The organism is Microcoleus vaginatus FACHB-2002, from assembly GCF_040004035.1.
In the GTDB taxonomy this organism is placed as follows: Bacteria; Cyanobacteriota; Cyanobacteriia; order Cyanobacteriales; family Microcoleaceae; genus Microcoleus; species Microcoleus vaginatus_C.
Window position 1 is genome coordinate 30,782 of record NZ_JAMPLN010000017.1, and the last position, 19,155, is coordinate 49,936.

A 19,155-nucleotide genomic window follows, 5' to 3' on the forward strand; every position below is an offset into this window, starting at 1 on the left:
AAATGTAACTTTAGGCAACTTCCCAACCCCGATAGTCATCTGTCATGCCCAATCTAAAATCTACAATCTAAAATCTAAAATGGTATGAGTTGTCAAACTATCCTAAAATACCAGGAAACACAGGTTTGAGGAGGCTTTGTGGCTTATTGGAGCAAAATTACTTATGAGAAAAGTACATACATAATTGACCTTGACACTATTAGTGCTTTTTCTAGCGAACTGGATAACAAGCGTCTCACCTTTTGGCTGCCTAATAGCAGTCAGCCGATTATCCTCAATCCCCAAGGCAATTATGAGGCTTACAAGCAAGTTCTCGATTACCTCAAAAAAACTATTGATCGCAATTCTAGAGGTTCGTGGATTAAAATTCATTATGACCGCAAAGAATTTGCGATAGATATGAGTCGAATTAGCTCTTTTGCTTGCGAACAGAACGGTCGGCTAAGCTTTTGCTTGCCTGACAGTGCAACTAATATTATTATCCTCCGCCAAAGCAACCCGGAAACTTATCAAGAAATTCAGGAATACATTAAAAATACGACTGGACAATCTCTGCCATAAAGCAGTCATTAGTCATTAGTCATTAGTTAGAAGCATGAACAATGAAGGGAGACTATGTTTAGTAACTCCTCACATTCATTTTATTTTTTTTGAGCTAAAGTGCTTAGGTTGCACCCTAATTTTAGATATGAAAAAAGCGCAAAAAAATGCGCTGATTTTTTAAATTTTAACTATTGAACAAGCTGCCAAGCTAGTTTTGCCGCGCCTACCATGCCTGCTTGATTGCCCAATTCAGCAACCAATAACTGCAAATCTTCGCGAGAAGTCGGCAGAACCCGCCGCTCAATTTCTTCTCGAACCTGCGGCAAGAAAAATTCTGCACCTGCACTAATTCCACCACCGATAATAATAGCTTCCGGCGTCAAAATATAAATGAGACTTGCCAAACCGATACCCAGATAGCGCCCGTAATTTTGCCAAAATTCTAAAGCTTGGGAATCTCCAGACTTAGCTAAATTTGCTAATTCTATAGGTTCCAAACCCGTTTCTCGGCGAATTGCTTGCACCGAAACGTACTGTTCCAAAGAACCGCGATTGCCGCTGTTGCATTCCGGGCCGTCGGGATTTATAGTAATCAATCCTAGTTCTCCAGCCGCGCCTTGATGACCTACAAATAGTTTATCGTCTAGGATAACTGCACCGCCGACTCCTGTACCTAAAGTTATTAAAATTAGGTCTTTAAAGTGCCTTCCTGCGCCCAACCAAGCTTCTCCCAATCCGGCACAGTTGGCATCATTTGCTAACATAGTCGGCAGTCCGGTTTTAGCTTCTACCCAGTCAGCGAGGGGGACGTTATGCCAGTTTTTGAGGTTAATTGCAACTCTGGCTATGCGGCCGGCGGCGTCTGCGGGACCTGGAGTGCCGATGCCGATCGCACTTACAGCATTTTCGACCGGATTCAGTTGTAAAATAGCATCCGTCATCGCGGCTAAAACGGCTTCTGGCGTTGCGGGTTGAGGGGTTGGGACAGTTAAGGATTGGTTACAAAGACCATTTTCGCTAAATCTGCCGAGTTTAATGGCGCTTCCGCCTAAGTCAATGCCGATTACTTGTATCATTCGATTTGAGTTTGGGATGCAAGGATTTGGGATTAATCCTCATAGGATAAACATATTTTAGGGTGCGGATTGTGCACCTTACCAATTAAGTTGGTAGTGAGGATTTAAATCCTCTTACTCCTATTTTAGTGTATAATAATTAGCGAGGCAAAATAGGCTTAATTCTTAATAGTATCCTAACGATCCCAATACCTAGCAAAAATTATGGATACAAGCGAGTTCGCCTATTGAATTTCGCCTAACTTACGTTGCGCTACCTCTCGGTTGTGCAAAGCATCGTGATAGTCTGGTTGGAGAGCAATTGCCTGGGTATAAGATGCGATCGCCTCCTCAAATCTTCCTAAATTATACTGCTCATTACCTCGATCACACCACGCCTCAGCATCTACATTAACTTCCGATTCTGCCTCCCCAGCCTCTGCGCCTCTGCGGTTCACTGCCCCAGAAAAACCCAAACCATTCCCAACAAAAACCGCCTCAATTACCCTCCCCTTTGTATCCTCCTCCTCAACCTCCTGCAGCGGAAACCGTGTCAATATCTCCCGCCCAATTTGCCTCGCAACCTCTGACAATTCCCCGCTGCCAATTCTACCTAACAATACCAGCCGTTGCGCCAATTCCTGAAGTGATGCCACCGCATCCGTAGCAGCGGTCTCATCATGTTCGCCCTCTAACAATCTTTCCCCAAACCGTCGCAGCCAAGCAGCCAATTCACCATCTTTAAGGCGTTTTGCGATTAAGAATCCCGCTACATCCCCTCGACTCCAGCCGACATTCACCCCTTCGAGGATTTCCATGAATTTCGACTCGTATTCAGCGTCAGTTAAGGTTGGGCGGATGGCGGTATTTTCCGAAGGCGGGGAGGGTTGGCTTGGGGTTCCCAACAGTCGCTGAATTAGTCGTTTGAAGAATTGCAGAATTTTGTTGAGCATTTGTGAGGTTGGGAGGGTGGGGTATTTTCTATTTTATAGCAATTATCAAAAGTAGGATTACATATAGATTGCCCGCGATATCTGTAGGGAGACGGCACTGCCCTGTCCGGGATTGCGACGCACAACGAACAATCACATGAATAGGACTTACGCAATCATCCCAGGTATGGGGGCAACCGGGCGTGGGTTTTGCCCCTACAAAACACTATATATTGAGGCTGTGCGTAAGTCCTGATGAAGTAGAATTAATCTACTTTAAAAGCGGATAATACAGTTCTCCTGTTGAGTTGATATAACCGGCCCTATCGCCCGCTAAATCCCCCGTTCCCATAAATACGTCAACTCTCCCCGCGCCTTTGATTGCACCGCCAGTATCCTGATCCAAAACGTACCGATTCACGGCATTTTGTTCGAGTTGTCCCGCCGCATTCGGGTAAGGGAGTTTTGTACTAATTAATGCTAGTGCACCAGGGGGCATCAAAGCTTTATCGGTGGCGATCGACCTTTCGGCAGTTACTGGCACTCCAATGCTTCCTGTGGCTGGAACTCCATTAGTATCCCGGAAGAATACAAAGCTTTCATTTTTCGGCAAATATTTGTTCATATCTGCGGGAAAGTTAGTGAAATATTCCCTTAGTTTCGGCAAATTTAACTCTTCTAAAGTAAACTTTCCGTCTTTAACTAATTCTCGCCCAACTCCTGTATAACTGTGACTGGTTTTGCCTGCAAAACCGACGGTCATCACGCTACCATCTGTTAGCTGCAATCTCGCAGAACCTTGGACGTGCACGAGAAATGCTTGGAATCGATCGCGCAACCAAACTAATTCTAATCCCCGCAGCAATCCTTTACTTGCCTGCAAAGCATCTTCGCCTTCTAATTGCAATCTTGTCGGGTGAGGTTTCGGCCAAGATGCCATGTTTGGCGGCACCCGGTACAGGGGATAACGGTATTCGGAATTAGGCGTACGAGATGCTGCGTAAGTCGGCTCGAAATAACCCGTAAATGCGACTGTTCCTTTGCCATCTTTGCCCGTGGATTTGTAAAATACAAATTCGCGCTTGACCGATTCCTGAAGTTGTGCGGGGGTTGTGGAACTGACAACTAATTGGCGGAATCGATCGAGAGAACGCCGAACTCGATCGCGCGTAACTCCTGCGACTGGATAGCGGCTGTAAGCAGTGGCGGCGGCCGATGTATTGAGATAGCGGAGGCTGTTGTCGATCGACTTTAACAGCAATTCTTTATCGCCCGGTTTGCCATTTTCGCCCCAGATTTGAGCGTCAAAGGCGATCGACTCCAATTCACTCGCTTGCAATTGATTTATACTAATTGGTTGCAGCGACGGAACTGCAACGGCGGGCACCGAAAAAGCGATCGCCAAAACGCAACAGGCGATGGCTAATAGCTGATAGCGAAAAATCTTGCTCAATTTCCAATCTTTCCTACTCAATTGATACTTTTCCTTATTCATCGTATCGTTCGACGCTAGAAGTAAATACCGGTTCTACGCGAATTGCGAGAACGCTGGTAGGCCGAACTACCATGTATTCGCCTTGAATATTTTTGATCGGGACATTAACAAATTCTGACGAATCTTGTTTGGGAACCAGAGTTTTATACCACTGTTGAAAATCTTGCAGCGTTGAAAAACGGATTTCTTCGCGGTGGCCGCCTTCAAGCAGCAGGTGTACGGAATATTCGCTGGGAGTTCTAGGCATAGGAGATAGGGAGAGTTGTTGGAGGACAATCTAAAATCTAAAATCTAAAATTGATGTGGTTGCCCTCAAGCAGCAGGTGCAGGGAATATTCGCACTTGTGTTCTAGGCATATCTTTATTTTTGATTTTTGATTTTAAACTTTTGGAACGATTCCATATTTTACCTCTTCCTCGGCGCATTCCCTCATCTAGTAGGTTGGGTTCAGGGAGAGGGGGAGAGTGGGAGAAGGGGAGAGTGCGAGAGTTGTTGGAGAAAAATCTCAATCTAAAATCTAAAATCCAAAATCTTAAATCGATTGACGGCGGCCCCCATCTGCGGCTACGCTGTGAAATTAAGGCTGCTTTACTCAAAGAGGAAGCAGCCCGCGTCGCTCAAAAATCTAGTTGCACTGCCCAAAGCTGCTACCAACAGCAATGGACAGCTAACCGCCAAACTGATTACGCCAGTATGGAGGCTAATGGAGAATTTTAACACTCTCTGTAGCCGCCCTGCTCTGTGTTAACGTGCGGGGCGGCTGGGTTTTTGGGTTTTCCTAGAAAACCAAAAACCAGGAGACCATATTATGTCACAGGAATTCGTACCTGACGATAACTTGTCCGCGCGTCCAAATTCCGACTCAGCAGTATCGGAACAGGAAGTCGTGCGGATAACGGTTGTCGGTTCCCGCGCAGCCGTGTTAGAAACCATCGACACCTTGTACCGACTGGGATTTGCCGCCGTCGGGGATTGGAGTCCGCCACAGCGAGGCGCACAGCCGGGACAAGTGATTAGCGTACTCATTCGCCGTCACCGAAAAGCTTAAGAATTCGCCTGTTACATCCACGTCGGGCGGGCACGGAAGGCACTTTGATCCGTGGGAACCTTAATTTGTAGGGCTTGTGCAGAAACTCGGTTTCTGCCAAGTTCTATCAACGGGCGATCGGCCTTGATTAAAAAAAAAATTATGCTATTTATATTTTCTATAAACCTTCATCAATCAGTGAAATGAACATATCCATTATTGGTGATCAAAATTACATTTTGGGGATAGCAGCCCTGCTGAAATCCATAGAACTCAATGTTACCGAAGATCCGAATTTGCCTGTCAACGTTACTGTGGTATCAACAGGTATAAATACACAGCAAAAGGAAAAGTTGCAGAAGTGCTGCAAATACGAGATTGAATGGGAAGAAGTTAAGCCGAATTACGGGGGATTGCTGTCCATATCGGGTTCTAAGCTGACTTACGCGAGATTGGAACCGGACAAATACACCAAGGCAAAAGACAGACTGATTTGGCTCGACAGCGACATGATAGTTTTGGGCAGCTTAGATCCTCTGTGGAACTTAGACTTTGAAGGAATGCCCGTAGCTGCAGCGCTCAATGTTTGGGGAAATCCAAACAACCCGGCTGATAAAAAACCTTATTTCAATGCAGGTCTCTTAGTTTTTAATATGAAGCTTTGGGAGGAGGAAAAACTGTCTGAAAAAATGCTCGAAAACGCTCGTATCAACCTTTGGTGCGATTGCGACCAAGGGACATCAAATTCGGTTTTAGGGGGAAGGTGGAAGCGATTAGAGCAGATATGGAACAACCCCAATACGGAGGATATGTCAACTAGAGTGATGCACTTTATATCCAGTCCGAAACCTTGGGAAAGCCCCCAACCTAATAAATTATGGTTGGAGATGTTGTCTCAGACACCGTTTAAGGACGACCTGCGCCCAATTAAAAATAATTCCGATTGGCTTGTGAGGCTAAATGTAAAATACAAACGATGGGAGCCGTGGGTGAGGGAACCGATCACAAAAATTAAGAGCTATCTCAAAAATAAACAAAGGTAATACCTTTTGAGATTTGAGATTTGAGATTTGAGATTTTGAGATTTTGAGATTTAAAAATTCGGAAAGACTGATAACTAATGACTATCGGGGTTTGGATCGCGGGCCTGCCGTTGCATTATTTTTTGAAACTGGTGTAACTTAAGGCAGGATGCCTATTTCCCGATCATTGCTTGAGGGGCAACGACTGATGCCTCTCAAGCACATTCATCTTTGGTGGAACAGGCAGGATGCCTGTTTCCGAAGTATTTTGGTGAAAAAACCTGGTTTCTGCGTAATTCCTGCTGTGGTGGAACAGACATTCTGCGCGTTTCCCCATAAAAAGATTTATCTGGGGTAGAACAGGCTGTACGATCGACTCAGAAGCCTTGTACATCGGGTTAAGCCAGCAGCAACGGAACGCTGAGAGCATTTTACCAGAGGATTTGTATTATACAACACCATCTTACCAACAACAATTAAAATAGTTTGGACTTGATGATATCTTTCACCATTTTTCGATCGAACTCTTCGCGGGGGGGCTTCCCCTAGCTGCGAAAGTTGAGAGGTTTCAGCCTCCGACTTGTGAAAATTGGTGCAAAATGTCAAATTAATCCTTAACCTTGTCCAATTACCAATTACGAACCTATGCCCCGTCGTCAAGACTTAAAAAAAATTCTTCTCATTGGTTCCGGTCCAATTGTTATCGGTCAAGCGTGCGAATTTGACTATTCAGGGACACAAGCTTGCAAAGCTTTGCGAGAAGAAGGTTTTGAAGTAGTGTTGGTGAATTCCAACCCTGCAACGATTATGACCGATCCGGAAACTGCCGATCGCATTTACATCGAACCTCTAACGCCAGCCATCCTCGAACAAATCATCGCTAAAGAAAGACCTCAAGCAATTTTACCGACTATGGGCGGTCAAACAGCGCTAAATTTAGCAGTGGCAGTCGCTAAAAATGGCGTTTTAGATAAATACAACGTCGAGTTGATTGGTGCTAAGTTGCCAGCAATTGAAATGGCAGAAGATCGGCTATTATTTAAGGAAGCGATGGCGCGAATTGGGGTCGCAGTTTGCCCTTCTGGAATTGCCAACACTCTCGACGAAGCCAAAGCAATTGGCCACCAAATCGGTAGTTATCCGTTAATTATTCGTCCTGCTTTTACAATGGGAGGCACGGGAGGCGGCATTTCTTACAATCAAGAAGAGTTTGAAGAAATGGCACAAAGCGGGATTGACGCCAGTCCGGTATCGCAAATTTTGATCGAACAATCTTTGATTGGCTGGAAAGAGTACGAACTCGAAGTAATGCGGGATTTGGCAGATAATGTAGTGATTATTTGTTCGATCGAGAATCTCGACCCGATGGGCGTCCACACCGGCGATTCTATCACCGTCGCTCCGGCGCAAACTCTTACAGACAAAGAATATCAGCGCCTGCGGGATGCTTCGGTGAAAATTATTCGCGAAATCGGAGTAGAAACTGGTGGTTCTAATATTCAATTTGCCGTCAATCCTGTCAACGGAGATTTCATCGTTATTGAAATGAACCCTCGGGTTTCCCGTTCCTCCGCCTTGGCCTCGAAAGCAACTGGTTTCCCCATTGCAAAAATGGCGGCAAAATTAGCGGTAGGTTACAGCCTAGACGAAATTTCCAACGATATTACCAAGAAAACTCCGGCGTCTTTTGAGCCGACAATTGACTACGTGGTGACGAAAATTCCCCGATTTGCCTTTGAAAAGTTCCCTGGTTCCGAACCGACTTTGACAACGCAAATGAAGTCAGTAGGAGAGGTAATGGCGATCGGGCGAAGCTTCAACGAATCCTTCCAAAAAGCACTGCGGGGATTGGAAACAGGCCGCGCGGGTTTCGGGTGCGACAAACCGGAAAAGTTGCCGAGTTTGGAACAAATTCGCGCCGGATTGCGGACACCAAATCCCGATCGCATTTTTACAGTTCGCCACGCGATGATGATGGGAATGTCGGTGGAAGATATCTTCGAGTTTACAGGAATTGATCCTTGGTTTTTGGATAAAATGCAGGAATTGCTGGAAACTGAGAAGTTCTTGAAACGAACGCGGTTGGATCAGTTGACAAAAGAGACAATGTTTGAAGTAAAGCAGTTGGGTTTTAGCGATCGCCAAATTGCTTACGCCACCAAAACCTCGGAAGATCAAGTCCGCGCTTACCGCAAAGAGTTAGGCGTAATTCCGGTTTACAAAACAGTCGATACCTGTGCCGCTGAATTTGAAGCGTTTACACCGTATTATTATTCCACCTACGAAGCGGGAGCTGCAATTTGGGAATTGGGCGATGAAGAAAAGAAAGTTTCGCCTGTAGGCCACAGTCTCGCGCCGGAGTCGGAAGTTTTGCCTTCTACCAAACGAAAAGTGATGATTTTAGGTGGCGGGCCGAACCGCATCGGACAGGGAATTGAGTTTGATTACTGCTGCTGTCACGCTTCCTATTCCCTAGGAGAAGACGGCTTTGAGACAATTATGGTCAACTCGAACCCGGAGACGGTTTCGACGGATTATGATACGAGCGATCGCCTGTATTTTGAACCGTTAACCAAAGAAGATGTTCTCAACATCATCGAAGCCGAAAATCCCGAGGGAGTAATTATTCAGTTTGGCGGGCAAACGCCGCTGAAATTAGCGGTTCCTTTACAAAAATCTCTGGAAAATCATCCCGATGTACAAACAAAAATCTGGGGAACTTCGCCGGATTCCATTGATACTGCTGAAGACAGGGAGCGATTTGAAAAGATTCTGCGGGAATTGGATATTCAGCAAGCTGCTAACGGTTTAGCCCGCAGTTTTGAGGATGCTTTAATAGTAGCTCAACGGATTGGTTATCCGGTAGTGGTGCGACCGAGTTACGTATTGGGCGGGCGAGCCATGGAAATTGTTTATTCCGATACGGAATTGGAACGTTACATGACCTATGCCGTGCTAGTAGAACCCGATCATCCGATTTTAATTGATAAGTTCTTGGAGAATGCGATCGAGGTGGATGTCGATGCGATCGCCGATGTGACGGGCAATGTGACGATCGGCGGTATTATGGAGCACATCGAGGAAGCGGGAATCCACTCTGGCGACTCTGCTTGTTCTATCCCTTACCAAACGCTTTCGGATGCAGCTTTGGCAACAATCCGCCGCTGGACTGTAGAATTAGCAAAATCCTTGAAAGTAATCGGGTTGATGAATATTCAATTTGCTGTTCAAGGGGAAGAAGTTTTCATTTTGGAAGCTAACCCGCGCGCTTCTCGAACAGTGCCTTTTGTGTCCAAGGCGATCGGAGTTCCCTTAGCAAAAATGGCTTCGCGAGTCATGTCTGGCAAAACTCTAAAAGCTTTGGGTTTTACTGAAGAGATTATACCCACTCATGTTTCGGTAAAAGAAGCTGTATTGCCCTTTGCTAAGTTCCCCGGAACTGATACCTTGTTAGGGCCAGAAATGCGATCGACCGGCGAAGTCATGGGAATTGACACCGATTTTGGCAAAGCCTTTGCCAAAGCTCAATTAGGTGCCGGACAAATGATGCCGCTGTTTGGAACTGTGCTGGTTTCGATGCGCGAGCGCGACAAACTAGCAGTTGTACCCGTTGTCAAGGAATTCTTAGAATTGGGTTTCAAAGTAGTCGCAACTCACGGGACACGCAAAGTTTTGCAAGAGCAAGGTTTAGAGGTAGATTTAGAATTGAAACTGCACGAAGGGCGACCAAATTTGTTGGATTCGATCAAGAATGAGAAAATTCAACTAATTATCACCACACCTTCCGGCGAAGAATCCCGGGCCGACGGAATCTTTATCCGCCGCACAGCTTTGACTTACAAAATCCCGATTATTACGACAATAGCCGGTGCCAAAGCGACAGCAGCGGGAATTCGATCGCTCAAATCCCACCCGATGGAAGTAAAAGCAATCCAAGACTATTACCCGCAAACCTAGACTGCGAAACACTCAAAGGTAGGGTGTGCACCGCGCACCTTACCCACAACATAGGGTGCACACCACCAAAACCTAAACATAGGGTGTGCACCATCAAAACCTAATCTGCATCGGAATCCAAAACTCCGCTAGACATCATCAACCTCGGCCAAACTAACAAGAAAAAACCCATCCAAGCTAATAAAGGAATTGCGACTAAAACAGTTATCCAAACAGTTTTTAATAAAAACCAACTACCGCTAATCAGGCTAGTACCAGTTAAAAGAATCGACCAAGGCTGACACCACCAAGGTTTGTAACTCCAAGGACTAATAGATTTTTGATCGGAAAGTTTTTTATCAGAAATAGATTTCATATTTTTAGTAATTTTTTAGGGATAATAGTCTGGCTAGCTGGATTAACGTAGGTTAAACATTCATCACCTCTTCTGCTGTCAGCGTTAATTCGGGAAAAGTCCGCGATACAATTCGTTCGCTGCCTTTAAACGCGCTTCTTTGATAGTTGCCCTCTGCATCCAAAAGGTGGACAAATACAGTTGGAACTTTGGGATTTCCCAGAAATTCTCTGCTACCAATTGCTAAATAATCGACTATCCAATATTCTACAATTCCCAAACGCCGATATTCGTCCAATTTGTCTATATAATCGTCCTCCCAATTCGTCGATGTTACTTCCACTGCCAGTTGAATTGGTTCCCGCAATGCAGAATAAGCAGAACGGTTCGAGCGCCACAAGTCGCGATCTATTACGCTGACATCCGGTCTCCGCCCTTGTTCGATTCCGGCTTTAGTTACAGTTCTGATAACGGCGGTATTGTTGACTACATAATTCAAATTCAGTCGCCGGATTTCATCATTGAAGCCAAATAACATGAAATTAGCAACATCAGCATAATTTCTTGTGGAATTCCTCTCTACAATTTCTCCATTTACCAGTTCATATAGTCCATCTTCGGGACATTCTACAAGGAATTGGTCAAAGGTTAATTTCTGTGTGACTGTTGCAATCATAAGATTTATCCTTATTTTGCACTAATACTATTAGTCTATATTACCACAGGCAGGAAGAAATTTGTTTTTTTGACTGCAGACATCCAATTCTCAAATCTAAAATATACAATCAAAAATAAAAAATCGATTCACGTAAATGGTAAAATGCGATCGCCCTAGCAATTTGCACTTAAATTTGTTACTGACTTGATACAGTAAAGTAATAAACCTAGAAATCGAGCCACTCCCAGGTCAACCCCGAACCATGAGACTAGACGAAGCCGTAGAATTTGCCGAAAACCCAGAGCCGCGCTGTCCCTGCGTCCTCCTGCTGGACACCTCCGGCTCCATGCAAGGCGCACCCATAGATGCCTTGAATGAGGGGCTGGAAATTTTTAGGAATGACCTAATTAAAGACGAACTAGCTAAAAAGCGAGTCGAAGTCGCGATTATTTCATTTGACAATAATATCAAAGTCGTGCAAGACTTCGTGACCGCCGACCAGTTCGAGACGCCACTGCTGACAGCTCAAGGACAAACCCACATGGGCGCAGGCATTCAGCTAGCATTAGATACCATTGCGGCCCGCAAATCCGAATACCGCAACAACGGCATTACCTACTACCGCCCGTGGGTATTTATGATTACTGACGGCGAACCTCAAGGTGAATCCGACGATGTTGTGGAAATAGCAGCACAGCGGATTAAAGAGGAAGAAACTAACAAGCGCGTGGCATTTTTTGCAGTCGGAGTGGAAGGTGCTAATATCACCCGTTTGGCGCAAATTGTCGAGCGCACGCCTGTAAAATTGAGAGGATTAGACTTTAGAGAGATGTTCATCTGGCTATCGGCTAGTATGCAGAGAGTTTCTCACTCAAAAATTGATGAACAAGTAGCACTGCCGCCACCCGGATGGGGAACTGTTTAGTCATTAGTGGGAAGCCCTTGGTCATTAGTAAGTGACCAGCGGTAAGTGCGGTGTGCATGGAACCCTACATAATAAGTAAGGTGTTGTGTGCATCGCCCTACCTAATTAGGGATAAATAAACCCGTCCTGAATTTGCATAGTTTTGAATTTACAAAGTTTTGAATTAAAGAGTTATTAATGGAGAATTCATCCTTCAATTGGCAAGTTGTAGCGGCATCGGTGATAGGTACCAGCCACGAAAAAAGATCGCAGCCTTGTCAAGATGCCCACTGCTGGCGTCTCTTGCCAAACGGTGTTTTAGCGGCAGCGGTTGCCGATGGCGCGGGATCGGCAGCACTCGCGGAAGTTGGGGCAAAAATTGCTGTGGAAGCGGTTGTTGAAACGATTTGCCAGCAACAGGAAAGGCTGCCTGAAAATGACGACGAATGGCAGGTATTCTTGACAGCATCACTGCAAGTTGCGCGGGCGCAGGTGGAAGCAGAAGCGGCAGTGCGGCAAGTGGCTGCGAGAGATTTAGCCTGCACTTTAATTGCGGTTGTTGCTACGCCAGAATTAATCGCAGTTGCTCAAATCGGCGACGGTGCGGCGGTAGCGGGTGATAGTGCAGGAAATGCGATCGCCCTGACTGTACCTCCCTGCGGCGAATACATCAACGAAACTATTTTTTTGATTTCGCCGAATGCGATAGAAACAGCGCAATTTCAGGTACTGCGGGAAAAATTGCGACACTTGGCCGTTTTTTCCGACGGCTTGCAAATGCTAGCGCTCAAAATCCCGGAAGGCACGCCACACGGGCCGTTTTTTGCGCCTTTGTTTCGGTTTTCTGGCGAGTGGAAAGAAGAGGAAGATGCGAAACAGCAGTTAGAGTCATTTTTGCGATCGCCCCGCGTTTCCGAACGCACCGATGATGACTTAACATTATTGTTAGCAACTTTTTCGAGTTCCGAGGCACAGGACAATTAAAAATAGACAGTTTGCCAAAGCCAACACCCATCTGTGTGAATTGGCGTGGATCTGCGGTTAAAAATTTCCGATTCTGAATCTTGCAACAAGTCTAATGCGTTCAACCTCATCAGCGGTGAACATTTGGTGCGGTTCTATAATAAAATCGAGGTGTCAACAATTCTGCTTTAGTTTGTACAGTAGGTCGTCGTTTGCAAGCACAAGAGATTAAGGATAAGCTCAACTCCCTAATTAGCGCAGCAGATCCAATAGATCCGAGTTTAGCGAGAAGATTGGATGAAATCAATCGCTGGGTGAAAGATGTTAAACCCGGTTCGCTAACGGCTAAAAAATTTGTGATGGCTTTTTTGCTGCAGCTTATCCGAGATTCTCAGGTTTGGCTGGCAGTTCAATCTCTACCTTCGGAAAGAGAACAGCAAGCCGCTTTTGAGTTAATGACTCCGGGGGAAAGGTATTGGTACAGCTATCTATTTCCTAAATGGCTGAGCGAAAACGATCGCAAATTTTATATCTGGAAACAAAAACTCAAGGCCGGTAAATTCGATCCGGGTGATGATATCGTGATTCGTGCGATCGCAGCCCGAATTGTCGATCGCCAAGGCACTGTTTTGTATCGATATGTTGCCGATCTTTCTATGGCAACCGATTCGATCGTTAGCAGCCGCCAACAGCAGCCCCTCTGCATTCAAGTCACAACTCTTTCGGATGAATTCTCTGAACAAAAATATCAGAATTGGCAACAAACTCTTCAAGATTGGGGGATTGACAGAGGATTATTTTTAAGTTATGATAAAAACGATGCAAATTTCCTGAACCAGTTAGTTAATATAGCATTATATAATAGTGATAATTTGCCCGCAGGTCGTTACCTCAAGTTCCCGTAAATCAAGCATATCTGCTGCTGAGAATAGTTCGACTGCTCCAAACTCTGTGAAAAAAAAATTTTTTGACTAACTCACATATTGCACAATTTTCGACAATGCCAAAAACATAACCCCCAGCCGGCTTCTGGAAAAGGTAAAACAGACCAAGATTTTCCCTCCCCTTTTCTGTTTCCGGGAGGAGTCTGCCAGACGCTGGCAACAGGTGCTTGAGACGAAGGCTAAGCAATGGGAACATTTACCGCAGCAATCAATCGGGTGAAATAACGAGCAACTCGGCCTAAATTGAATTGAGATGAGATTTGATTGAAGTGCGGTGAAATTCTGGGAAATAAAATCTAATTACATCAAAATCAAATACTATGACAGTACAAGGTACACACACCGTTGAAAATAACTTGCAAAAAGTCTGGGAAGAACTGGAAGCAGCCAGAAAAATGCAGGATGAATGGATGAATTACGGGGTAGATTTTGTAGATTTGTATGTGGAAGATGCGGGCGGTGATTGGTTGGAAAAGTGGGGAAAATGTGAAGAAGAATTAGAGCGAATTAAACATAAAAAGGTAGATATTGAAGCAGTCAAAGCAGCGATCGACCTTCCCAGCTTTCAGCAGACAAAACTGCTGGAAATTGCCTTGAATTGCCGTTACTCTACCAGCTATTACCCCGATCGCCCCGAGGAGTCTCCCGCTTGGCAAGAGGTTAAGTACAAACGGCTGTCACTCTTAGGCGGAGCGATTTTGGGTGCTGTTGTTACCGATTACCTGTACCGCGAATATCCAGAACTCGATCCAGATGCTATCTCAACCTTAAAAACTCGTTTAGCCGACCCGAAAAAACTGGCGGAATTTGCACAAAGTTTGAAATTAAACGAACTCAGTTGGCGCGTCTGGAATGGGAAAGAAACAGATAAAAACGAGTACAATAGAGTTTTTTCGGATACTTTTGAAGCTTTGTTTGGCGCGATTTACTTGGAGTTTGATCGCGATTTTTTCCGTGGGGGAAACTGGCTGATTCAACACTTGATTGAAGCAAATGTTGGCCAGCATGTGGATCTAACTCAGCGACGACAAATAGGACCCGAAAACGAGGTGAAACGGCGGGAAATCCTGGGTGCGGATATTCTAGATGCGATCGCGATCGACTATTTGTACAACCGCTTTCCCGAACGCAACGCCAGCCAGCTAACTCGCTGGAAAAATATGTTAGTGGCTAAAAAGATTTTTCCCAAAGACTTTAAGGCCAAATTAGGCAGTCATTACCTAGAGTTGGAAAGCAATTTCTCGCGTACCCGCGACTGGTTGGTGGATAACTTTATCAAAAGCGCAGTTGACGAACTGTTAGAGGAAAGCGAAACTCAACCAGAATATGTGATTGACAGTGCGAACCCGGAATCGCTGCCAGAATTGGTCAGCCGGATTACAGACAAAAAGTGGAAAAATGAATTTGTGAGAGTTGTCAGCATTTTGCAACCGGCTGACGAACTTTTGCTGCTGATGCAAGAAAAACTTGACAGTATGGCGGCTAAAGATGAAACCTTGCAGCAGTTGCTAATCTGGGCAAACCACAAGTCTCAGTTAGTGCAAAGGAATTTTAAACCAGTCGAAATTCGCGCTTTTTATGTAGCCTTAGTTTGCGTGCTCGATTTGGCTTTGACTCGCGTCCTCGATCCGAGTCTGAAGTTTGATAGATCGAAAGTTTGTAAGTTGCGAAGTTGTTTGGCAAAGGCTGGCAAAAATGTAGAATTTGCAGATGCTAACGAGTCTCTGAAATTGGCTTTTGATAATGATGTGGCGGGTATTTTGGTTGGCATTTTGGCGCTGGATATTGAACCAGAACTTAAACAACTGCTGGCACAATTTCAGACTGAGATGCCGGATTTGCAAAACTGGAAAAAGTGGCGCAAAGAGTGCGGTGGCTGTTGGCTGGCAAAATTCAAAACTGCGATCGGCTATAATCGAGACTTTCGCCCCCAACAGAAAACTTTGCTGAAACAGTATTACTATGCCCACAACTTGCTGGTGGAATGCCTCAACAGCGATAATTGTCAGGTGACACCGGCCGTCAGACAAAAAATTGAGGATAAAATGTTGTTATTGTCGGTGGATTTGAAGCTGGTTCATATTTAATTTTGATAGGGCGGAGGGGCGGGATGCCCATCCCACTAATGGATGGAGGGGCAGGATGCCCATCCCACTAACAGCAACAGGGCTTACCCACTCCTACCCAAGAAATCGGGTTTTTTACCGAATCTGCGGGCTGCAACACGTCTTTTGGTGAAAAACCCCGTCTCTCCTCACCGGTGCCTAAGTCATAAGAAGGGTAAGATTTAATGGGCAAGTCAAATTTATTGAGTCCTGGCTTCCAAATCCTGTATCCCATAACCGAATTCTATGCAGTTGCAGCGCCAATTTAGCGGACAACTGATTGCGATCGACACCAAAACCGCGATCGCCAGTGGGGGTGAAGGTCGCATCTACCCGATCGCCCAAGACTCGTCCCTTGTAGCAAAAATCTACCACAAACCGACAGACGAAGACGGCGACAAACTCACAGTCATGTTCAGTATGCCGCCGGATGCGCCGATCGCGGAACCGGGGCACGCTTCTATTGCTTGGCCGATCGATTTGCTGCATACTGTCGGCGGGCGAGAAAAAATTGTCGGTTTTGTGATGCCGCGCGTCAACAAAGTGATGCCGGTACACACTTTCTACACTCCCAAAACGAGGCGCGAACAAAAACCGCTATTTAGCTATCTTTACCTCCACCGTACCGCCCGAAATCTCGCCTCGGCTGTAAACGCCCTCCACGTCAGGGGTTACGTCATCGGCGACGTAAACGAGTCGAACATTCTCGTGACGGATACGGCGTTGGTAACGCTGGTAGACACGGATTCGTTTCAAGTCCGCGATCCTTATACGGGTTACGTTTATCGGTGTCCCGTGGGGAAACCGGAGTTTACGCCTCCGGAGTTGCAGGGCCAGACTTTCCGCGATATCGATCGAGTTCCAGAGCACGATTTGTTCGGTTTAGCTGTATTAATTTTTCAATTGCTGATGGAAGGTACGCATCCGTTTGCGGGAGTTTATCTCGGTAGCGATGAACCGCCGTCTTTGGAAGCGAGAATTCGATCGGGCCATTTCCCTACAGGTACGAAGCGGATTCCCTACCGCCCGATGCCGGCTGCGCCTCCTTTTGAGATGCTGCATCCGCGACTGCGGCAGATGTTTATCCGCTGTTTTGAGGAAGGGCACGGCAATCCTGCGGCGCGCCCGGATGCGAAAACTTGGGTGAATGCGATTCGGGAAGCGGAAGATGCTTTAGTTACTTGCAGCAGAAATAGTCAGCATAAATACGGAAATCATCTCAGTCGCTGCCCTTGGTGCGATCGGGCAAAACTCCTCAAAGGGCGCGATCCGTTTCCTTCGCGGCAAGCAGTCAACAACGGATTGCACTTGCAGCCGGCGAAAATCAAGCGTAAGAAGCCCCAACCACCGCCCGTCGTGGCCCAGCCCGCAATGCGCCGGCAACAGCCCTCCACGGGGCTGTCGCGCCCCCTCGGCCAGTACGCAGTGCCGTTGCTACCGATGCCGATGTCTTCTCGGAGTCGGACTCCTGCGCCTCAGCTTCCGGTGGGCAAGTTTGAGCGCATTTTTCAGGATGCTGCTTGGGGAGGTGTTTGGGGCAGTTTGTGTTTGGCGGCGATCGGGGGGATTTATTCGGCAATAGCTGAGGGCGGCGGTGCTATTTTGGGGGCGATTTTTGTTGGTTCGATTTGGGGCTGTTTTTTTGGGGTGATGTGGGGCGTTTTTACTTTGCCGCCGAATCAGATGTGGCGGAAGTGGGGCGGTGTTTTGGTGGGGGCGTCTTGGGGGGCTTTTTTGTTGGCGGCGATCGGCGGTGCGGTGTTTGGGGCGATTAATAGCACTCCGGGGATCGGGGAGAGGATTTTGGCTGGGGCGGGGGTTGGTGCTCTCTGGGGCTGTGTTTGGGCAACTTTTCAGCCTCCTCTGGCGCTGCCGATGGGGAGGGTGTGGGGCCGGCGGGGAGGGTATTTGGGGGCCGTCTGGGGCTCGTTTGTGGGGACTCTGGCTGGTGTTTTTTTGGGGGCTGGGCTGGTGGTTTGGCAGCAATACGGTGTCCAGATGCGGCCGGTGGATGAGTTTGCGCGTTTGCTGCTGGGTGTGGCGATCGTGGCGGCTGGTGTGGGTTCTGTTGGGGGTGTGGTTTCTGGGGGTTTGTTGGGTTTTTGCGGGTTTGCGCCGAAGTTGCCGATTTCGTTTCAGCCTTCGGGTGTAAGTGGTGGGAGTTTGGGGGCGATTTGGGGCAGTTTTTTGGGGACTTTTGCGGGTGCTGTGTTGGGGGCGGGGGTGTCTGCGATGTTTCCCGCTGTTAGCGCTGGGGTGCCGGTGGAGTTGGGGCCTGTGGCGGGGGCGATCGTGGGGGCTGGTTTGGGGGCGATTTGGGGGGTGGTTTCGGGTACTGTTTGGGGGGCTTTGGGGAAGTGGTGATCGGTTGGTGGCTGTTTTTGGGTGGAAAATGCGTCTATGCGTAGGTGTAAAAATCGAGGGGTTAATTTTGGGGGCTATAATGTATATGCTCTAAGGGTTAGAGGCACTTCAAGCTTATAAATGGTAGACGCAATCGCTGAAATCTATGCAGGATAAGGGTTTGAGGGCTGTATGAAAATTTGGGTATTGACAAGTCGAAGGCTGAAATGGTACTTTTGTTTTATGCAGACGCAAATGAACCTTGAAAACCAAATACAGCAAAGCTTCTGGAACGGGCGGCCGCAATTAACCTAACTCCCTATCAGGGATTGAAACTTTTTACCTCATCAATCGAGCCTTGAAAGTTAAGCCGCAATTAACCTAACTCCCTATCAGGGATTGAAACGTATTGCTCCAAACTACGGCGGGGATTGAGATTGAGCCGCAATTAACCTAACTCCCTATCAGGGATTGAAACGCCCTACTTCTGTATTAATTCTTGTTGCCGATATTTGGCCGCAATTAACCTAACTCCCTATCAGGGATTGAAACCAGTACCACCCCAACGACCAGCAAAATAAAACAAGGCCGCAATTAACCTAACTCCCTATCAGGGATTGAAACATTTACAGGTACAGAAAGCTGGGAGTGTGAGCAATGCCGCAATTAACCTAACTCCCTATCAGGGATTGAAACTTTTCTCCCCGCCTTTCCCAGTTTCTCGCTAGCCGCAATTAACCTAACTCCCTATCAGGGATTGAAACACATACGAGACTCGGATATCGGCGCTTGAGACTCGCCGCAATTAACCTAACTCCCTATCAGGGATTGAAACTTTCCCACTGCACAGAGGTTAATTCTAGATAGTCATT

The 19,155-nt window shown here is 46.6% G+C and carries 17 protein-coding genes and 1 CRISPR repeat array (1 of these 18 running past the window's edge); of the genes, 10 read left to right on the plus strand and 7 right to left on the minus strand.

What is annotated here, in order from left to right; all coding sequences use genetic code 11:
- Nucleotides 1-138 precede the first annotated feature (138 nt).
- Nucleotides 139-561, plus strand: coding sequence for a hypothetical protein (locus tag NDI35_RS15945; RefSeq protein ID WP_015174977.1), 423 nt, complete (start codon nucleotides 139-141; stop codon nucleotides 559-561).
- Nucleotides 562-731: 170 nt separating this feature from the next.
- Here NDI35_RS15945 and NDI35_RS15950 read toward each other — a convergent pair whose 3' ends face one another.
- The 4 genes from NDI35_RS15950 to NDI35_RS15965 form a co-directional block, all read right to left on the minus strand.
- A complete protein-coding gene (locus NDI35_RS15950) occupies nucleotides 732-1,619 on the minus strand; it encodes an ROK family protein (RefSeq protein WP_445313590.1) in 888 nt (295 codons plus the stop codon).
- A 224-nt stretch (nucleotides 1,620-1,843) separates the two neighbouring features.
- Nucleotides 1,844-2,551, minus strand: a complete 708-nt coding sequence (locus NDI35_RS15955) for a tetratricopeptide repeat protein (RefSeq protein WP_445313591.1) — start codon at nucleotides 2,549-2,551, stop codon at nucleotides 1,844-1,846.
- A gap of 250 nt (nucleotides 2,552-2,801) precedes the next feature.
- On the minus strand, nucleotides 2,802-4,025 hold the full coding sequence (gene mltA / locus NDI35_RS15960; RefSeq protein WP_445313592.1) for a murein transglycosylase A: 1,224 nt from the start codon (nucleotides 4,023-4,025) through the stop codon (nucleotides 2,802-2,804).
- Complete coding sequence (locus NDI35_RS15965; RefSeq protein WP_006635668.1) at nucleotides 4,018-4,272, minus strand: hypothetical protein; 255 nt, start codon at nucleotides 4,270-4,272, stop codon at nucleotides 4,018-4,020. Before NDI35_RS15965 ends, mltA begins: the two co-directional genes overlap by 8 nt.
- Before the next feature lie 141 nt (nucleotides 4,273-4,413).
- On the opposite strand from NDI35_RS15965, the gene NDI35_RS15970 reads away from it, so the two are divergent.
- The 3 genes from NDI35_RS15970 to NDI35_RS15980 all read left to right on the plus strand — a co-directional run bounded on the left by NDI35_RS15970 (nucleotide 4,414) and on the right by NDI35_RS15980 (nucleotide 6,096).
- Nucleotides 4,414-4,743, plus strand: a complete 330-nt coding sequence (locus NDI35_RS15970; RefSeq protein ID WP_445313593.1) for a hypothetical protein — start codon at nucleotides 4,414-4,416, stop codon at nucleotides 4,741-4,743.
- 91 nt (nucleotides 4,744-4,834) lie between these two features.
- Nucleotides 4,835-5,074: a hypothetical protein gene (locus NDI35_RS15975; RefSeq protein WP_445313594.1), complete on the plus strand. Its 240-nt coding sequence runs from the start codon at nucleotides 4,835-4,837 to the stop codon at nucleotides 5,072-5,074.
- A 182-nt stretch (nucleotides 5,075-5,256) separates the two neighbouring features.
- Nucleotides 5,257-6,096 (plus strand): glycosyltransferase family 8 protein, encoded by an 840-nt coding sequence (locus tag NDI35_RS15980; protein ID WP_445313595.1) that lies wholly within the window; start codon nucleotides 5,257-5,259, stop codon nucleotides 6,094-6,096.
- 163 nt (nucleotides 6,097-6,259) lie between these two features.
- On the opposite strand, the gene NDI35_RS15985 is transcribed toward NDI35_RS15980, so the two are convergent.
- On the minus strand, nucleotides 6,260-6,505 hold the full coding sequence (locus tag NDI35_RS15985) for a hypothetical protein (protein WP_445313596.1): 246 nt from the start codon (nucleotides 6,503-6,505) through the stop codon (nucleotides 6,260-6,262).
- Nucleotides 6,506-6,720: 215 nt separating this feature from the next.
- On the opposite strand from NDI35_RS15985, the gene carB reads away from it, so the two are divergent.
- Nucleotides 6,721-10,032 carry a carbamoyl-phosphate synthase large subunit gene (gene carB / locus NDI35_RS15990; protein WP_445313597.1) on the plus strand — a complete coding sequence of 1,104 codons (3,312 nt, stop codon included), beginning with the start codon at nucleotides 6,721-6,723 and terminating at the stop codon, nucleotides 10,030-10,032.
- A gap of 100 nt (nucleotides 10,033-10,132) precedes the next feature.
- Here carB and NDI35_RS15995 read toward each other — a convergent pair whose 3' ends face one another.
- Together NDI35_RS15995 and NDI35_RS16000 are read right to left on the minus strand one after the other, a co-directional pair.
- Complete coding sequence (locus NDI35_RS15995) at nucleotides 10,133-10,387, minus strand: DUF6737 family protein (RefSeq protein WP_445313598.1); 255 nt, start codon at nucleotides 10,385-10,387, stop codon at nucleotides 10,133-10,135.
- A gap of 52 nt (nucleotides 10,388-10,439) precedes the next feature.
- Nucleotides 10,440-11,042, minus strand: coding sequence for a Uma2 family endonuclease (locus tag NDI35_RS16000; RefSeq protein ID WP_445313599.1), 603 nt, complete (start codon nucleotides 11,040-11,042; stop codon nucleotides 10,440-10,442).
- A 244-nt stretch (nucleotides 11,043-11,286) separates the two neighbouring features.
- On the opposite strand from NDI35_RS16000, the gene NDI35_RS16005 reads away from it, so the two are divergent.
- From NDI35_RS16005 to NDI35_RS16025, 5 genes are all read left to right on the plus strand, one after another.
- Nucleotides 11,287-11,949 (plus strand): vWA domain-containing protein, encoded by a 663-nt coding sequence (locus NDI35_RS16005; protein ID WP_333095436.1) that lies wholly within the window; start codon nucleotides 11,287-11,289, stop codon nucleotides 11,947-11,949.
- A 177-nt stretch (nucleotides 11,950-12,126) separates the two neighbouring features.
- Nucleotides 12,127-12,912 carry a PP2C family serine/threonine-protein phosphatase gene (locus NDI35_RS16010; RefSeq protein ID WP_445313600.1) on the plus strand — a complete coding sequence of 262 codons (786 nt, stop codon included), beginning with the start codon at nucleotides 12,127-12,129 and terminating at the stop codon, nucleotides 12,910-12,912.
- A 191-nt stretch (nucleotides 12,913-13,103) separates the two neighbouring features.
- A complete protein-coding gene (locus NDI35_RS16015) occupies nucleotides 13,104-13,796 on the plus strand; it encodes a hypothetical protein (RefSeq protein WP_333073944.1) in 693 nt (230 codons plus the stop codon).
- Nucleotides 13,797-14,155: 359 nt separating this feature from the next.
- On the plus strand, nucleotides 14,156-15,922 hold the full coding sequence (locus NDI35_RS16020; RefSeq protein WP_445313601.1) for a ribonuclease III domain-containing protein: 1,767 nt from the start codon (nucleotides 14,156-14,158) through the stop codon (nucleotides 15,920-15,922).
- A gap of 264 nt (nucleotides 15,923-16,186) precedes the next feature.
- Entirely contained in the window at nucleotides 16,187-18,304 is a 2,118-nt protein-coding gene (locus tag NDI35_RS16025) for a DNA-binding protein (RefSeq protein ID WP_445313602.1), read from the plus strand.
- Between the two features lie 278 nt (nucleotides 18,305-18,582).
- Nucleotides 18,583-19,155: direct repeats of the CRISPR family, unit length 37 nt; unit sequence GCCGCAATTAACCTAACTCCCTATCAGGGATTGAAAC; it runs 1,632 nt beyond the window's last position.